The sequence below is a fragment of the Lancefieldella parvula DNF00906 genome, from assembly GCF_000758945.1.
GTDB classification, from domain to species: domain Bacteria; phylum Actinomycetota; class Coriobacteriia; order Coriobacteriales; family Atopobiaceae; genus Lancefieldella; species Lancefieldella parvula_C.
The window spans coordinates 39,767-54,591 of record NZ_JRND01000016.1 but is presented as its reverse complement, the minus strand read 5'-3'; the positions used below and the strand labels follow the sequence as shown (position 1 = coordinate 54,591).

Genomic DNA, 14,825 nt, shown 5'->3' with positions numbered 1-14,825 from the left:
AAGATATTCTGCTCAGATGCGGGCATTTTACACATCTAATAAAGATAATCTGCATGATTAAGGTATTTTCAGCGTCATGTATATGTCTTTTTGACAGATTATCCGACTTAGGTGTGTTTTGAACTGCCTCCTATTTCTCGTGTCCAAGTTTTGGGACGCAGTTCAAGTAGCCGCTTTTCTCTTACGTGTTTGAATGCTCAACGCATTTGTATTTTGCTGCGAGTTAGTCCTCGTCATCAACCATTTCTACAACGGGTTTGCCCATATAATTGATGCCATCAACTAGCTCTTCCAGGGTGATTCTTTGACCTAAGATAGTTGCCTGAACAAGATCTTTGTAGAACTCACGAGCTTCATCCATAAGATCAAGAATGCTTTCAGTCTTGATCTCTCCTGTGTAAGGCTCTTTCCAAGGTAGACGCTTGAGGTTTGCCGTAGGGAAGTCCTCGGTTTTAACAATACGATGGGCCATTGCCGCAACGTACGAATTGTTTGAAGGACGCATGAACTTCTCGGTTTTATACAAAACGTCAGGAAGCTTGGTGGTGTACTTAGGATCAGTGCGCTCTACCGTGTGGTAGATGCGAGCGTAATCCTGAAGGGCCTTCTCGTACTCACCAACGCCAACATTAAGGTCAAATACCTGAAGCGCTACTTGCGAGAAAAGCGCGCCACCAACGTGCTTGGTTGATTCAATTGCTTCAAGCACCTCAGCTGGGGGAAACGTTTCAACGGTAGTATGGCGCAAGTGCCAGAGAAGGTATGAGTCTAAATCTGTCTCGATAATAGGATGGAGTTCTCTGTAGGCATTCTTGAGAGATGATTCCGCCTCAATCAGTGCATCTTGCTGGGAATACACAAACGGATGGACAATTCTATCCAGCGCGTAGTGTGCTAAGAGGCCAAGCGCAAACGCACGACCAGCAGGCATGTCGCTCTGCGGTAGGCGAGAAACACCATCGCGAATAGAGAGAAACGCGTCAACAATATGACCTGCATGCATACGACGATGTAGTCTATTGCAGGCAAGTGAGTGGTTTGGCCAGGCAAGATGACGTGCTAGGAAGGGATCAGGACCCTGGTTTCCAAGAAGGAATGCATTGACCTCTGCATCAGTTGCAACAAGCTCTTGTGGTAAATCATGAACCACTTCTGCGCCAAACAGATAGTGGGTTATTAAAGCAGGCATAGGACTCCTTGTAGTTTTTCAATATAAGAGTAGCCCAAAATAGCTTATAGGCGTTAAAATTTCTCCTTCGTGTTACAAGATTTAATGATACTTGGGAACTGACACATGGGTCTACTTGAAATTTTAATGCTGGGTATGGCGCTTGCAACAGATGCGTTCTCTGTCACTATCTCTAACACCTTTGCCTTTGATGACCATAGGTTTTCTCGTCTTATGCGTATGCCTCTTTTCTTTGGTCTCTTTCAGTTTGGTATGCCTCTTGCCGGTTATTTTGTTGGTGGCATTGCAGCAGAGTTGATTGAGAAGTACGCAGGTATTGTCTCGTTGGTTATTCTTGGTTTCATTGGTTCAAACATGCTGTACAGCGGCTATAAGGCGCTCAAAGAAGATGCTTCTGAAGAAGATGAGGAAGAAGCTCAGCAAGGCGCTACAACACTCTCTTATGGCAAGTTGGTATTTCAAGCTGTTGCTACGGCAATTGATGCATTTGCTGTTGGTGTAAGTTTTAGGGCACATAGCGTAGACATTTTGGTTGCCTCGGCACTCTTTGGTATTATTACCGTCATCCTCTGCACCATTGCATTGTTCGTTGGTAAAAAACTCGGCTCGCTTTTGGGCGACCGCGCCGAGATGGTCGGTGGTGCGGTGCTTATCCTGATTGGACTAAAAGCCTTTTTTGGATAAAATTTGTTCGACCAGATGGACTGAGTAGCAGGTAAGGAGGTAGCGTGAAGTTTATCCCAGATTGTCTGCGCCAGAAGCTGCATAAAACTTTTGGACCAAAAGATCCTGACGAGAAGATCACTCCACCAACTGCCACTTCTGTTACACGAACCTCATTTATCATCCTGGCTGTCTCAGCGGTTGCTGCACCCGTAATAGCAACCGTAGCAAACGTTTTAAGCCCAGGAATTTCTTATGTTCAGCAGGAACTTCTTCCTCCACAGCTCAATTCAAAAGTTCCAGGCTATGCTCGAGCACTTATTCAACTTGCACAACGAGAAGGCTCTCTGAATCTGCTTTGCACCTCAAAAGAAGCGGTAAAGCCCCTGGTAGAAACATATTCAAGAATGTTTTCTCTGCCTGTTACGGTGGGTGAGGCAACAGAGGAAGAAATTCAGGAGTTTATTAAGCAAATATACGCTTCTGGTAAGAGCGCGGAGTCTGAAACTTCTGATACTAAATCTGACACTGATTGGGGTTTTGAGAAACCCGATGTTATTTTTCTGGCAAGTGAAGCTCTCATGCAAAATTTTGAAGCTTCCGCATATTGTCAGCTATATGAAGTTTCTTCAACAGACCAGTACGTGCGCCCTGAGTTTTTTGACGCCAACGGATACTGGTATGCCTACGCTGCAGATCCATTGGTTTTACTGGTAAATCAAGAACGCCTTAATGAGAAAAAGATTTTGCGTCCTCACGAATGGACCGATCTTCTTACAGATGGCCTGCGTGGAAGGTATGTTATTCCTGACCCCACACTTACGAATGCGGGAAAGAAGTTTGAATCGCTCTTTTTAGGTCAGTATGGACTGGATAAAGGCGCTCAAATTATCCAAAGTCTGTTTGAAAATGTTGACGCATTTTCTGAGAGCACCTATCAAGCTATTAGAGACACAGGATTTGGCAAGTATAGGGCTTGTGTTTGTCCGCTGAGCGCTGCGTATAGGGCAATTACTAAAGACGATTTTGATAATCTTTCAGTCATTCTGCCAGGCGTTTCTTATTTCTCTACGATAAGGTCGTTTGTATGTCAGGGGTCAAAACATACGTATTCAGCGTATTTATGGCAGGAATTTATTACTAAACGAGACGCTGCTGAGCACATGGGAGAAATGGACTCGTTCTTCTCGCCAGTTATTGAGGGAACGCCAACTCCTTGGTATGCAAGCCGTCTAAATTTGACAGCAGTGAGCGAATCAATGCAGATAGCTCCTGCTCCCACCGATGCTGAAGGCAATCTCATCAAGCTCGAAGACGTTCATGCTGCATACAGCAAGTTGGTCAACGCATAACCTTTGCCATATCTTAAGAGGTTGAATACAAAAAACGGCCCAGGTAAACTGAGCCGTTTTGCTGTATAGGTGGAGTGGCGAGAAGACCGGTTTTCTCGCCAAGAAGCCCTGATGAAGAATTAGACGTAGAAGAGCATCTTGTTGTAGCTAGGAACTGGCCACCAGTCGTGTCCGCAGATGAGCTCCATGGAGTCAACGGCGCTGCGCAGGCGGGCCATAGCAGGAAGAACTTCATTGCAGTAGTATTCGCACTGCTCCTGAGGCTGATCTTTCATCTGGTGAGCTGTGGTATTGATCTCATCAAGGCTGTTGGTAGCTGCATAAATCTCGTCAATACCTGCGGTGAGCTTCTCAACAATCTCTGTTTCTGCAGCGCTCTTGATACCAATAGCCTGCTTAGCAGCAACTGAAGAGGCAACATCACTTGAGTAGGTAAAGAGTGCAGGCAGATACATGTGGCGCGTCATATACAGCATGGTACGAGCCTCAATGTTAAGAACCTTAGCGTACTGCTCTGCCTTTGCAACGTAGCGAGCCTGTGCTTCTGCCTGGGAAAGAACACCGTAGCGCTCAAAGAGCTCAATGTTCTCTGGAGCAACCATTGCAGGAAGTGCCTCAGGGGTGGTGCGGAGGTTTGGAAGACCGCGCTCCTCGGCAAGTTTCTCCCAATCGCCTGAGTAGCCATTGCCTTCAAAGAGGATGCGCTCGTGAGCCTTAAAGGTGTCAATAACCCAGCTCAAAGCTTCCTTAGTGAAGTTCTCCTCAGAAGCATTTGAGAGATCGTTTGCAAAGCGGTCACACTGCTCGGCAACAATGGTGTTCAAAATGACGTTAGGATCAGAGAGGTTCTGCTGGCTGCCGCACATACGGAACTCAAACTTGTTACCAGTAAACGCAAAGGGGCTGGTACGGTTTCTATCTGTATTGTCCCTAAGGACTGCAGGTAGTGTTGGTACGCCAAGATCCATACGAGTGCGCTTTGCACCGTGAACATCGGAGCCTGTGATGAGGTCGTCAACAATTACAGAAAGTGCGGCGCCTAGGAAGACGGAAACAATTGCAGGTGGAGCCTCATTTGCGCCAAGGCGGTGATCGTTTCCAGCAGAAGCAACAGACATGCGCAGAAGGTCTGCATGAGAGTCAACAGCGGCAACAAGGCATGCAAGGAAGACCAGGAAGCGGAGATTCTCGCCAGGTTTATCACCAGGTTCAAGCAGATTCTCGTTATCTGCAGAGAGCGACCAGTTGTCGTGCTTACCAGAGCCGTTGACGTACTCAAAGGGTTTCTCGTGCTCAAGGCAGGCAAGACCGTGATGAGTTGCAAGAAGCTTGAGCTTCTCCATGGTCAGGAGGTTGTTGTCAATAGCAAGTGCACCTTGCTCAAAGACAGGTGCAAGCTCATGCTGGCAAGGAGCAACCTCATTGTGCTTGGTCTTTGCAGGGATGCCCAGCTTCCAGAGCTCGTCATCAAGCTCTTTCATGAAGTTGTTGACGGTTGGACGAATGGCGCCAAAGTAGTGCTCATCAAGCTCTTGGCCCTTGCTTGGCTCACAACCAAAGAGAGTACGACCGCAAAGGATAAGGTCAGGGCGCTGCTCAAAGTCTTCCTCTTTGATAAGGAAGTACTCCTGCTCAGGGCCAATGTTTGTAACAACGCGAGAAGGCTCTTGTCCAAAAAGTGCAAGAACGCGCTTGGCCTGCTTCTCAAGGGCAACCTGAGAGCGAAGTAGCGGAGTACGCTTGTCTAGAGCTTCTCCGGTGTATGAAATAAATGCTGTTGGAATGCAGAGAACTTCATCTTTGATGAAGGTTGGACTTGCAGGATCCCAAACCGTGTAACCACGAGCCTCAAATGTGGCGCGAAGTCCGCCAGAAGGGAAGCTTGATGCGTCAGGCTCGCCCTGTACCAGCTCTTTTCCCGAGAAGGACATCAAAATAGTGCCGTTTCCCTGAGGAGTCATAAAGCTGTCGTGCTTCTCGGAAGTAATGCCTGTGAGAGGCTGGAACCAGTGGGTGAAGTGAGTAGCACCTTTTTCTAGCGCCCACTCTTTCATGGCATGCGCAACCTCGTTTGCAATGTCGAGGTCAAGCGGCTTGCCGTCCTGGATGACACTACGAAGTTTCTTGTACGTTGGCCTTGGCAGGCGTTCTTGCATGTCTGCGTCGGTAAAGAGAAGTGAGCCAAATTCCTGAGAAACTTTGTCGTGAGCCACAGCCCCTCCTTGTGGGTAAATGCTGGCAGTTAGTCTGTTTTCTCGCGTGCTGGGCACGTTATGTTGGTTGTTATTTTCGCACGTTTGGCAGAGGCAGAGTGGCGAGGATACAAACAGAAACATAACGATTACAAAAAATTTAGTCGCCGCTAGAAGAGACCTGGGCTTTGTTTCCAGAGGCTCTGGCGCGCATAAGCGGAGAAAGTCTTAGTACAATAGAGGTACGCAAACAAAGAGGAGCAGGTATGTCTGATACTACTATGCCAGTTGATACTACAGATCAAAACGAGGTTGCATCAATCAAAGAAGGTGCAGTTAAACCACGTAGGACCATTGCCGTTATTGACGGAAACTCGCTCATGCACCGAGCATTCCATGCAATCCGTCAGCCAATGGCAGCTCCAGATGGTACGCCAACTGGCGCGTTGTTTGGCTTCTTCAACATGTTTATCAAGCTTGTTGAGTCCTTCTCGCCTGACGGCGTGATTTGTGCCTTTGATAAGGGAAAACCGCAGGTTCGCATTGATATGCTGCCGCAGTACAAAGCTCAGCGTCCTCCTATGGACCCTGCTTTGCACGCACAGTTTCCCATAGTCAAGGAGCTGCTCAAGACCTTGGATGTTCCTGTCTGCCAGCTTGAAGGCTGGGAGGGCGACGACATCTTGGGTACCCTTGCCCGCCGTGGTGAGGCAGAGGGCTATCAGATGCTGCTCTTCACGGGCGACCGCGATATGTACCAGCTCTCCACAGAAAACGTTAAGATTGTTTCTACGCGCAAGGGCGTTTCTGACGTCTCAATTATGACGCCAGAGACTGTGGCAGATCTCTACGCTGGTATTACGCCAGAGCTTGTTCCAGATTTCTATGGCCTTAAGGGAGATTCTTCAGACAACATTCCAGGCGTTCCTGGAATTGGCCCCAAGAAAGCCGCTGCTCTGATTGTGGAGTATGGCTCGCTTGACCAGGTCATTGCTCACGCTGACGAGGTTAAGGGCAAGGTGGGAGAAAATCTTCGCGCGCATATTGATGACGCGCTGCTCTCCCGTAAGGTGGCAACTATTCGCACCGATGCGCCGCTTGATATCAACCTGGACGACGCTCAGTTCCCAACATTTGATCCAAATGACGTGGTCAAGGCTTTCTCTGCTTTGGGCTTTACCGGTATGACCTCAAGGCTTGCTCGCATGGCCGGTGGCTCTGCCGCTGGCGCAGTCGCACAAACCGCCTCTGCTACACCTGCACTTCCTATTCCATCAGTGTTTTTGCAGGCAGGAGATGCATCTGCTGCGCTCACTGCTGCAATTGAGAACCAGGAGTGGATTGGCGTTGCTGAGGATTCAGCTGCGGACGCTGGAGCCCTCTTTAGCCTTTCTCGCACGCTTTGGGTGTCTACAGAAAAGGCGCTCCTCAAATTTGAAGGAGAAAACGCCACCGCAGCGCTCTTACGTATTTTGCGAGAAGCCCGTGTTGCTGCAGACGATGTCAAGGCGCTGCTACACGAGGTAAGCCCTGTTGATTCGTCTGAGCCACAGAAACTGGATATTGAGACCATTGATTCTGATCACCTCTTTGACACGGGTGTTGCCGCGTATCTGCTTGAGTCTGATCGTTCAAGCTTTGATATCAACGGCTTGGTTGAGCTGTACTTTGGCTCTGAGCTTCCTGAGCCTACAGATGAGATTCCAGCTGCAGCACTAAGAGCTGTAGCTGCAAGGGCTCTTGTGCCTGTGCTCACTAAAAAGCTTGAAGACGATGGTTCTTTGGAGCTCTTTACTTCTCTGGAGATGCAACTTTTGCCTGTACTTGCTGCGATGGAGCGTCGTGGTCTCTACGTTGATCCTCAAGAGCTTGCTAAGCAGTCTTTGGAGCTGGGTGAAGATATTGCACAGCGTGTGGCAAGCATTCACCAGACAGCAGGCGAGGATTTTAACTTGGATTCTCCAAGCCAGCTTTCACATATCCTGTTTGACGTGCTTAAACTTCCAACTTATGGCCTCAAAAAGACGCGCACCGGGTTCTACTCCACCAACGCAAAGGTGCTTGGAGACCTGGCGCAGGAGTACCAGATTGTTGCTGACGTCCTTGAATATCGTGAGCGCGCCAAGATCAAATCAACTTATCTCGATGCGCTTCCTTCGCTTATTCGTGGCGATAAGCGCATCCACACCACATTCAATCAGACTGTTGCTGCAACAGGAAGGCTTTCCAGCTCTGATCCAAACCTGCAGAACATTCCTACCCGCTCTGAGCTGGGACATCGTGTTCGCACCGCCTTTACCGTTCCCGAGGGCAGCGTTTTTCTCGCCTGCGACTACTCTCAGATTGAGCTTCGCCTGCTTGCGCATCTCTCGGCTGATGAGCACCTGGTAGCAGCATTTAACTCTGGTGCTGATTTCCATGCCGCAACTGCTGCACGCGTCTTTGGCGTGCCTGTTGAAGAGGTCACTCCAGCACTTCGTAGCCGTGCTAAGGCAGTTAACTTTGGCATTGTCTATGGTCAGCAGGCCTTTGGTCTGGCAACGTCTCTGAAGATTTCCCGCAAGGAAGCGCAAGAGATGATTGACCGCTACTTTGACGCATATCCTGGCGTTCGTGCCTATCTGGATGATTCTGTCCGCACTGCTCACGAGACTGGTTATGCGGTAACCATGTATGGGCGTAAGCGCCACATTAGAGAGTTCAACCAGTCAAATCGCCAGCTTATTGCCTTTGGCGAGCGCACCGCTATGAATCACCCTATGCAGGGAAGTGCCGCAGACATTATCAAAATTGCAATGATTAATGTCGAGAAACGCCTGCGTGATGAAGGTCTTGCGTCAAAACTGATTCTTCAGATTCACGACGAACTTGATTTGGAAGTTCCAGAGTCAGAGATTGAGACAGTTTCTAAACTGGTAAAAGAGACTATGGAAGACGTTGTTACCCTGCGTGTTCCTCTCATTGCCGATGTCAGCTATGGTTCCAATTGGGCTGAGGCAAAGTAAACACGTAAGAGGCGCGTTCTAGAGGAGATTTGGTATGGAGGCAGCGACCTCATACATGCACGTCACGGTCTATACAGACGGTGCATCTCGAGGAAATCCTGGTCCTGGTGGCTATGGGGCCGTGCTTCTGTACACCGATCCCTCCGGCCAGCAGCACACCAAAGAGTTCAGCCAGGGTTATAAAACTACTACGAATAATCGCATGGAGCTCCTCGGCGTCATCGTTGCACTTGAGGCTCTTAAGCGCCCCTGCCAGGTAGAGCTTTATTCCGATTCTAAGTACGTTGTTGATGCGTTTAATCAAAAATGGGTCTCGGGATGGATTAGAAAAGGCTGGAAGACAGCATCAAAAGAGCCTGTCAAAAACGTTGATCTTTGGAAGCGTTTGCTTTCCGCCATGGAAGACCATGAGGTAAGTTTCAAGTGGGTCAAGGGCCACGCCGGTCATCCGCTTAACGAGCGCTGCGATCAGCTGGCTACTGAAGCTGCTGACGGCTCCAATCTTCTTGACGACCAGGGATTCTTTGCTGATCAGCCGTTGCTGTAACCTAAACGCATAGGGCGAGAAGATCTTCTCGCCACACATACTCTTTACAAGAAAACAGCCGCCTGAGTGGGCGGCTGTTCTTAGTTGCATGAGGCGATTAACTGTTAGTAGCCAAATACGGCATAGCCAACAAGACCTGGTCCCGTATGGACAACAAGGTCTGAGCCAGCCTCGACATACCTAAAGTCGGTGACATTAGGGATTGCCTCTTTAATCATGGCTTCCATTTCGGAGTAAATGATATTAGGCGCGGAGCAACAAATTCCTACATGAACGCGGTCAAATTGCTGAGCAAAGGTTGCTCCCAGAGCAATTTGTCCTGCTAGAGACTTCTGCCAACCACGAGTCTTCTTGGCAATGGTGTATTTGCCATTTTCATCGCAGGTAAGAACAGGTTTAATGTTCAACATGGAACCAATGCGATAAATTGCCTCAGAAATGCGGCCACCTTTGCGTAAATACTCAAGGCTTGGAACGGAGAAATATACACGTGTGTTCAGAGAAGCCTGATCAAGTTTGGCGCCAATCTCCTCAAGAGAAAGGCCCTGCTCAATAAGGTGTTGAGCCTCAATAACAATAAGGCCAGAAGCAATGCCAATGTTTTTGGTATCAACAACATAAATAGGGAAGTCTGTAATGGACTCCGCAATCATGCGAGCAGTATCGCAGGTAGCAGAAAGTCCAGAGGAGATAGCAACGTAAACAGCACCCTCGTACCCCGCTGCTTTTGCATCATCAAAGGCAGCTTTAATGCCCTCAGGAGAAGGAAGTGATGTCTTAGGAACTTCTTCTTCAAAGCGAGCAACAAGCTCAGCTGGCGTGATGGTAATACCAGACTCGTAGGAAGAGCCGTCAGAATAGTTAATGCGAAGTGGGGTGATACGAATATTGTGTTCAGCAACAAAATCAGGTGGGACATTAGTTCCTGAGTCTGTGATGATGGCAATTCGTTTAGTGTCCATTATCCGCTCCAAATATATACGTGCTACAAGTAGCTAAACGTTGACTTTCTATTACCCACATTTTACATAGAGATATACCCCGTTTTCTTGAGATATGACAAGTTGCCCTCAACGGTAGGTAGACGGTACACTAGGCATATACATCGAGAAAAACTTTCATAGCTAACGGTCAATACCATTTAGATAAAGAGAGAACGGCAGATAATGTCTAGTATTTATAGAGAGCCCGCAGTTGTAAGAAGAATTAGTCAGCGCTCTTCTCTAAAGAAAATCACCTCTAACAGCACTATTGCGGCAGCAGTCATGGTACTTGCAGCTCTTATTGCGCTTGTAGTTGCCAACTCACCTGCTCATGAGGTGGTTCGAGAAATTCTTGAAGTGCAAATGAGTTTCTCGCTTGGAATGATTCATGCACATATGGCTCTAGAAACCTTTGTGAATGATTTCCTTATGGCAATCTTCTTCTTGCTGGTAGGTATTGAGCTCAAGTATGAAGTAACTGTTGGCCAGCTTAGAAAGCCAAGACAGGCAATGCTTCCTATGCTTGCGGCTGTTGGTGGCGTTGCAGTTCCTGCTCTTATTTATCTGGCGCTTAACGCAAGCACTGCCCCTCATGGATGGGCAACGCCAATTGCAACCGATATTGCCTTTGCGCTTGGCGTTATGTCGCTGTTGGGCAACAGAATTAGTCCGCAAACCAAGGTCTTTTTCCAGACACTTGCAATTGCTGATGATATCCTGGCTATTGTGGTCATTGCGCTTTTCTATGGTCACACGCCAGATATTGCCTGGTTAGCAGCTTCTCTTGGAGTACTTGTCATTTTGTGGGGAATGAATCGCCTGAAGATTTACTCTTCTGGTCCGTATTTGCTTGTTGGTTTGGTGCTCTGGGTTTGCATGTATCACTCAGGAATTCACGCTACTCTTGCAGGTGTTCTCCTTGCCTTCTTCTTGCCATCTCACTCTGATGTTCGTCTGAGCAAGCTGGGTAGTTGGCTTTCTAGGCGTGCTCGTGAGCTTGATGATCACTACGACGATGAACATCACGTTTTAGGTCAGCATGACTTTACGCATGGAGCTAACTCAATCGAGCAGGTCATGCATCACGTAACTCCACCACTTCAGCGCGTTGAGCACTACATTTCTGTCTTTGTGAACTTTGTTGTTCTGCCCATCTTTGCGTTTGTTAATGCGCAGATTACGCTCGTGGGAGCAGATTTTGGTGCGCTTCTTAGCAGCAACATTGCTCACGGCGTATTCTTTGGCGCCGTTCTTGGAAAGCCATTGGGAATTATTCTTGTGACATTCCTGTTGGTAAAGGTTAAAATCTGCAAACTTCCTGCAAAGGTTGACTGGATTCAGATTACAGCCGTTGGTCTTATGGGTGGCTTAGGCTTTACCATGTCAATTCTTATTTCTAACCTTGCATTCCCAGACGCAGGGGAGATTCTTGCAGCTAAAGTAGCCGTTCTTGCTGCATCGTTTGCTTCTGCAATCTTGGGCCTGCTTTTTGTACATATCGCAGAGTTCTATAAGCACCAAAGGCAGAGCGGCTTAAGGGAAGATGCCGTACAAGAATGAACCTAATGAGGGGTACGACTCTTTCTATCCTTGACTAATAAAATGCAGAGCCCCACAAAATAATACGCAGAAGTTATTAAAAAACTGGCACGTAGAATGTTCACTCCTCCTATTGAGGCATCTTGTCCTGTAGGAGAGAGGCACATCAAGGCAATGGTGAATAGCCATATAAGAAGTAAACAAATATTGACTATCTTATTAATAAGATAAGCTATTGGAGTAGAAGCATCAAAAAATATACCTCTATTAAAGATGCTAATGAAAAAATCTTTCCAAGAGTCATACATAACGAGCCTCCAACTTGTTAGAAAAAGACCCCGTATATATGCAATTTTATCACTTATATAAAATCAATAAGCTATGACTATTCGACGGTGCCGTAGGTAAAGCCCCAACCGTGCGCCGTAACAATTGAGTTAATCTGATCGCAGAGGCGAGTGCGGACATATGTGCCAGAGGGAATCAACTCAATAACTTCTTGCAAATCTTCTTCAAGATCATCTACTTCGGCTTGGATCAGCACGTCAACCTTAGTGACTGTGCCTGAAGGTTTGTGCTTATAAAGGTTGTCAACAAGGTGCTGGAGCTCGCCATATGCCTCCGAGCGCATGCCAGGCTGTGCAGAATTTGCCATGATTCTCCTTGTCGCGTCGATTTTCAAATCACCTATACTTTGTATCACGCAAAGACCAAAAAGGGGAGTGTTATGTTTGAGCTAGTTTCTCGCGAACTGTTCCAGCCAAAGTCAACCTCTGAGCAAAACGCTTATCAGAAGATGAGCGATGCTGAGCTTAACCAGGCTCTTGAGCTTATTGGACAAGAAGCTCGTGCACTTGGCGAGAAAAACCTCAAACTTGATATGGCTCGCGGAAAGCCAAGCCCTGCACAGACGGCGTTGTCTAAGCCTATGCTTGACGAGTTGAACTCCACTTCTGACCTGACTGATGGCGGTTCTTTTGCAGACAACTACGGAGACCCCTGGGGTCTTCCTTCTGCGCGAGCCTTCGCTGCAGAGCTCACAGGTGTACCTTCTGATCAGGTCATCGTAAATGGCTCTTCTAGCCTTAACCTTATGCACGACATTATTTCTCATGCCGTAACCCATGGTCTTGCTGGTCAGCCTTCTTGGGCAGAGCAGATGGCGGCTGCAAAGGCTCAGGGTACCACGCTCAAGTTCCTGTGTCCTGCTCCCGGTTATGACCGTCATTTTGCTATTACACAGCATTACGGCTTTGAAAATATTGCAGTACCTATGACCGATGACGGCCCCAATATGGACGTTGTCAAGGAGCTTGTTGAAAACGACAGTTCTGTTAAGGGAATTTGGTGTGTGCCACGTTTTGCTAACCCAACGGGCATTACCTATTCAGATGAGGTAGTCCGTGCGTTTGCAAATCTCAAACCTGCGGCTCCTGACTTTAGAATCTTCTGGGATAACGCCTATGCAATTCACGCCTTTGTACCAGAATCTGAGGCTCCTCAGCTCCTCAATATCTTTGATGCACTTGCAGAGGTTGCTGCAGACGATGTTCAAAAGAACCTGGTAATTGCTTTTGCCTCAACGGCAAAGGTAACCTTCCCAAGCTCAGGCATGGCCTGGGTTGCTGCAAGTCCTGCAGACATTAAAGAAATCCAAAGCGCTTTCAAGGTTGCTCGAGTTTCTCCCGAGAAAATCTCGCAGCTGGCACATGTGCGTTTCCTCAAAGATGTTCAAGGTATTGAAGCTCATATGCAAAAGCATGCCGAGCTGCTTCGACCACGTTTTGAACTGGTTGAACGCAAATTGCAGGAGGGTCTGGGAGATCTAGGCGTTGCAACCTGGTCTCATCCTAAGGGTGGCTATTTTGTCTCGTTTGATGGTCCCGTTGGCTCTGCACGCGCAATTGTTTCTCGCGCCAATGAGCTGGGCGTTACCATGACACCTGCAGGAGCTACATGGCCAGCCGGTAAAGATCCTTTTGATACTAATATCAGAATTGCTCCAAGTTACCCAACGTTGGAAGAGCTTGATGCAGCACTTGATGTCTTTATTGTTGCTGTTAAACAGGTAAGTGCTCGACTGGCAAAAGTTGATCGCGGTCAGAGCGTCTGGGGATAGCTTGTGTAACTTTGGTATTTCCTTTGAAAGTAGGCCCATTCTGCCGTATCTTGATAAGTTATGTTTAGAAAAAGCGATTGGATGTTGAATGCCAACTAATACTTCAAAGCCAGAACTTACACCAGAACAGAAGGCAGAAAAAGAGCTGGTTGCCATGGCAAACCAGACAGCAAAAAAGAAGGCAAAGGATCGCAAGCCCGATGAGGCTCCTAAAAAGCCAGGTCCTTCTACAAGCATGAAGATTGCTATTGGCGTATTCTCGCTCTTTATTGCTATTTCTATGATGCTACCTTCTCTTGCCAGCATTTTCTCTAACTCGCAAAAGCAGCATCAGACTCAGCAGAATTCTCCTGAGGCTATTAACCAGGTCTATCAGAAGCAGGCAGAAGAAAAAGAGTCTGCCATTCAGTCAAACCCAGATAATCTGCCAGCACATCTTGATTTGGCTCGTACCTATTTAGGTTGGGGAATGGCGCTTAAGAGTTCTTCTCAAGATGATTCTGTTCAGAAGCAGTCTTTGCAGCTGATTAACAAAGCAATTGCTGAGTACGATACGTATCTTGCTTCAAATGATTCTGATGAAGTCCGTGTTGATAGGGCCATTGCACAGTTCTACGCAGGAGATCAAACAGGTGCTGTTGAGGCACTTAAGGCAGTAACGGATCGCTCTCCAGACTATGCTAACGGTTGGCTTAATTTGGGAATGATGTATCGTGTTACTGATCAAGTAGATCTTGCAAAAGAGGCACTGCAGAAGGCAATTGAAAAGGATTCCGATAATAGCGCCGGTGTGAGGGATAATGCGCAGAAAGTTCTTGATGCATTAAACGGAAACACCTCTACCTCTTCAAATAACACCAAGTAAGGAGGAGTTATGGCACTAGAGATAAGCTCTGAAATTACAGATACAAAGGCCATTATTCGCATTGAGGGTGAGGTAGACGTATCAAACGCCTCCGAGCTTCGTGATGCTTTGGATACTGCGCTCGCCGATGGAGCAAAAGAAGTTGAAGCTGATTTTGCTGAGGTAGCTTATATTGATTCGACGGGCATTGGCGTTTTAGTGGGTGCCGCACATCGAGCACAAGAGAGCGGTTCTGTGCTTGTTGTTGCAAACCCTCAGAAAAACGTGGAGCGTGTCTTTACGCTTCTTGGGGTTGATAAAGACCTTAACGTTCGCAAGTAGGTTTAGTAACTTGCAAGCTCTTTGATGTAACCGTTCAAAGAGCTTGTTTA

Annotated in this window: 12 protein-coding genes; 8 read left to right on the top strand and 4 right to left on the bottom strand. The window is 47.6% G+C overall.

Annotated features, from left to right (window positions below):
- Positions 1–223 precede the first annotated feature (223 nt).
- On the bottom strand, positions 224–1,189 hold the full coding sequence (locus tag HMPREF1647_RS03100) for a zinc dependent phospholipase C family protein (RefSeq protein ID WP_035431986.1): 966 nt from the start codon (positions 1,187–1,189) through the stop codon (positions 224–226).
- Positions 1,190–1,294: 105 nt separating this feature from the next.
- Here HMPREF1647_RS03100 and HMPREF1647_RS03095 point away from each other — a divergent pair, with 105 nt between their 5' ends.
- Together HMPREF1647_RS03095 and HMPREF1647_RS03090 are read left to right on the top strand one after the other, a co-directional pair.
- Positions 1,295–1,873 (top strand): manganese efflux pump MntP, encoded by a 579-nt coding sequence (locus HMPREF1647_RS03095; RefSeq protein ID WP_035431984.1) that lies wholly within the window; start codon positions 1,295–1,297, stop codon positions 1,871–1,873.
- Positions 1,874–1,917: 44 nt separating this feature from the next.
- Entirely contained in the window at positions 1,918–3,204 is a 1,287-nt protein-coding gene (locus HMPREF1647_RS03090) for an ABC transporter substrate-binding protein (RefSeq protein WP_035431982.1), read from the top strand.
- A gap of 119 nt (positions 3,205–3,323) precedes the next feature.
- On the opposite strand, the gene HMPREF1647_RS03085 is transcribed toward HMPREF1647_RS03090, so the two are convergent.
- Positions 3,324–5,417, bottom strand: coding sequence for a glutamine synthetase III family protein (locus tag HMPREF1647_RS03085; RefSeq protein WP_035431980.1), 2,094 nt, complete (start codon positions 5,415–5,417; stop codon positions 3,324–3,326).
- Between the two features lie 245 nt (positions 5,418–5,662).
- On the opposite strand from HMPREF1647_RS03085, the gene polA reads away from it, so the two are divergent.
- Together polA and rnhA are read left to right on the top strand one after the other, a co-directional pair.
- Positions 5,663–8,401 carry a DNA polymerase I gene (gene polA / locus HMPREF1647_RS03080; RefSeq protein ID WP_156095540.1) on the top strand — a complete coding sequence of 913 codons (2,739 nt, stop codon included), beginning with the start codon at positions 5,663–5,665 and terminating at the stop codon, positions 8,399–8,401.
- 34 nt (positions 8,402–8,435) lie between these two features.
- Positions 8,436–8,948: a ribonuclease HI gene (rnhA, locus tag HMPREF1647_RS03075; RefSeq protein ID WP_081933309.1), complete on the top strand. Its 513-nt coding sequence runs from the start codon at positions 8,436–8,438 to the stop codon at positions 8,946–8,948.
- Positions 8,949–9,052: 104 nt separating this feature from the next.
- On the opposite strand, the gene HMPREF1647_RS03070 is transcribed toward rnhA, so the two are convergent.
- A complete protein-coding gene (locus tag HMPREF1647_RS03070) occupies positions 9,053–9,910 on the bottom strand; it encodes a DegV family protein (protein ID WP_035431978.1) in 858 nt (285 codons plus the stop codon).
- A gap of 204 nt (positions 9,911–10,114) precedes the next feature.
- Between HMPREF1647_RS03070 and nhaA the strand changes: the two genes are divergently transcribed.
- The gene (nhaA, locus tag HMPREF1647_RS03065) at positions 10,115–11,491 is read left to right on the top strand and encodes a Na+/H+ antiporter NhaA (RefSeq protein WP_035431976.1); all 1,377 of its coding nucleotides are present in this window, start codon (positions 10,115–10,117) and stop codon (positions 11,489–11,491) included.
- Positions 11,492–11,855: 364 nt separating this feature from the next.
- Here nhaA and HMPREF1647_RS03055 read toward each other — a convergent pair whose 3' ends face one another.
- A complete protein-coding gene (locus tag HMPREF1647_RS03055) occupies positions 11,856–12,125 on the bottom strand; it encodes a hypothetical protein (protein ID WP_035431973.1) in 270 nt (89 codons plus the stop codon).
- Between the two features lie 72 nt (positions 12,126–12,197).
- On the opposite strand from HMPREF1647_RS03055, the gene HMPREF1647_RS03050 reads away from it, so the two are divergent.
- The 3 genes from HMPREF1647_RS03050 (at position 12,198) to HMPREF1647_RS03040 (ending at position 14,775) form a co-directional block, all read left to right on the top strand.
- Complete coding sequence (locus HMPREF1647_RS03050) at positions 12,198–13,589, top strand: aspartate aminotransferase type Ic (protein WP_052039112.1); 1,392 nt, start codon at positions 12,198–12,200, stop codon at positions 13,587–13,589.
- Positions 13,590–13,677: 88 nt separating this feature from the next.
- Complete coding sequence (locus HMPREF1647_RS03045; protein WP_052039111.1) at positions 13,678–14,454, top strand: tetratricopeptide repeat protein; 777 nt, start codon at positions 13,678–13,680, stop codon at positions 14,452–14,454.
- A 9-nt stretch (positions 14,455–14,463) separates the two neighbouring features.
- A complete protein-coding gene (locus HMPREF1647_RS03040; protein WP_035431971.1) occupies positions 14,464–14,775 on the top strand; it encodes an STAS domain-containing protein in 312 nt (103 codons plus the stop codon).
- The last annotated feature ends 50 nt before the right edge of the window (positions 14,776–14,825 follow it).

Excerpts from the sequence above, each read along its gene's own strand:
- HMPREF1647_RS03100 (WP_035431986.1), bottom strand. The coding sequence starts at position 1,189 with ATGCCTGCTTTAATAACCCACTATCTGTTTGGCGCAGAAGTGGTTCAT.
- HMPREF1647_RS03095 (WP_035431984.1), top strand. The coding sequence starts at position 1,295 with ATGGGTCTACTTGAAATTTTAATGCTGGGTATGGCGCTTGCAACAGAT.
- polA (WP_156095540.1), top strand. The coding sequence starts at position 5,663 with ATGTCTGATACTACTATGCCAGTTGATACTACAGATCAAAACGAGGTT.
- rnhA (WP_081933309.1), top strand. The coding sequence starts at position 8,436 with ATGGAGGCAGCGACCTCATACATGCACGTCACGGTCTATACAGACGGT.
- HMPREF1647_RS03070 (WP_035431978.1), bottom strand. The coding sequence starts at position 9,910 with ATGGACACTAAACGAATTGCCATCATCACAGACTCAGGAACTAATGTC.
- nhaA (WP_035431976.1), top strand. The coding sequence starts at position 10,115 with ATGTCTAGTATTTATAGAGAGCCCGCAGTTGTAAGAAGAATTAGTCAG.
- HMPREF1647_RS03055 (WP_035431973.1), bottom strand. The coding sequence starts at position 12,125 with ATGGCAAATTCTGCACAGCCTGGCATGCGCTCGGAGGCATATGGCGAG.
- HMPREF1647_RS03050 (WP_052039112.1), top strand. The coding sequence starts at position 12,198 with ATGTTTGAGCTAGTTTCTCGCGAACTGTTCCAGCCAAAGTCAACCTCT.
- HMPREF1647_RS03045 (WP_052039111.1), top strand. The coding sequence starts at position 13,678 with ATGCCAACTAATACTTCAAAGCCAGAACTTACACCAGAACAGAAGGCA.
- HMPREF1647_RS03040 (WP_035431971.1), top strand. The coding sequence starts at position 14,464 with ATGGCACTAGAGATAAGCTCTGAAATTACAGATACAAAGGCCATTATT.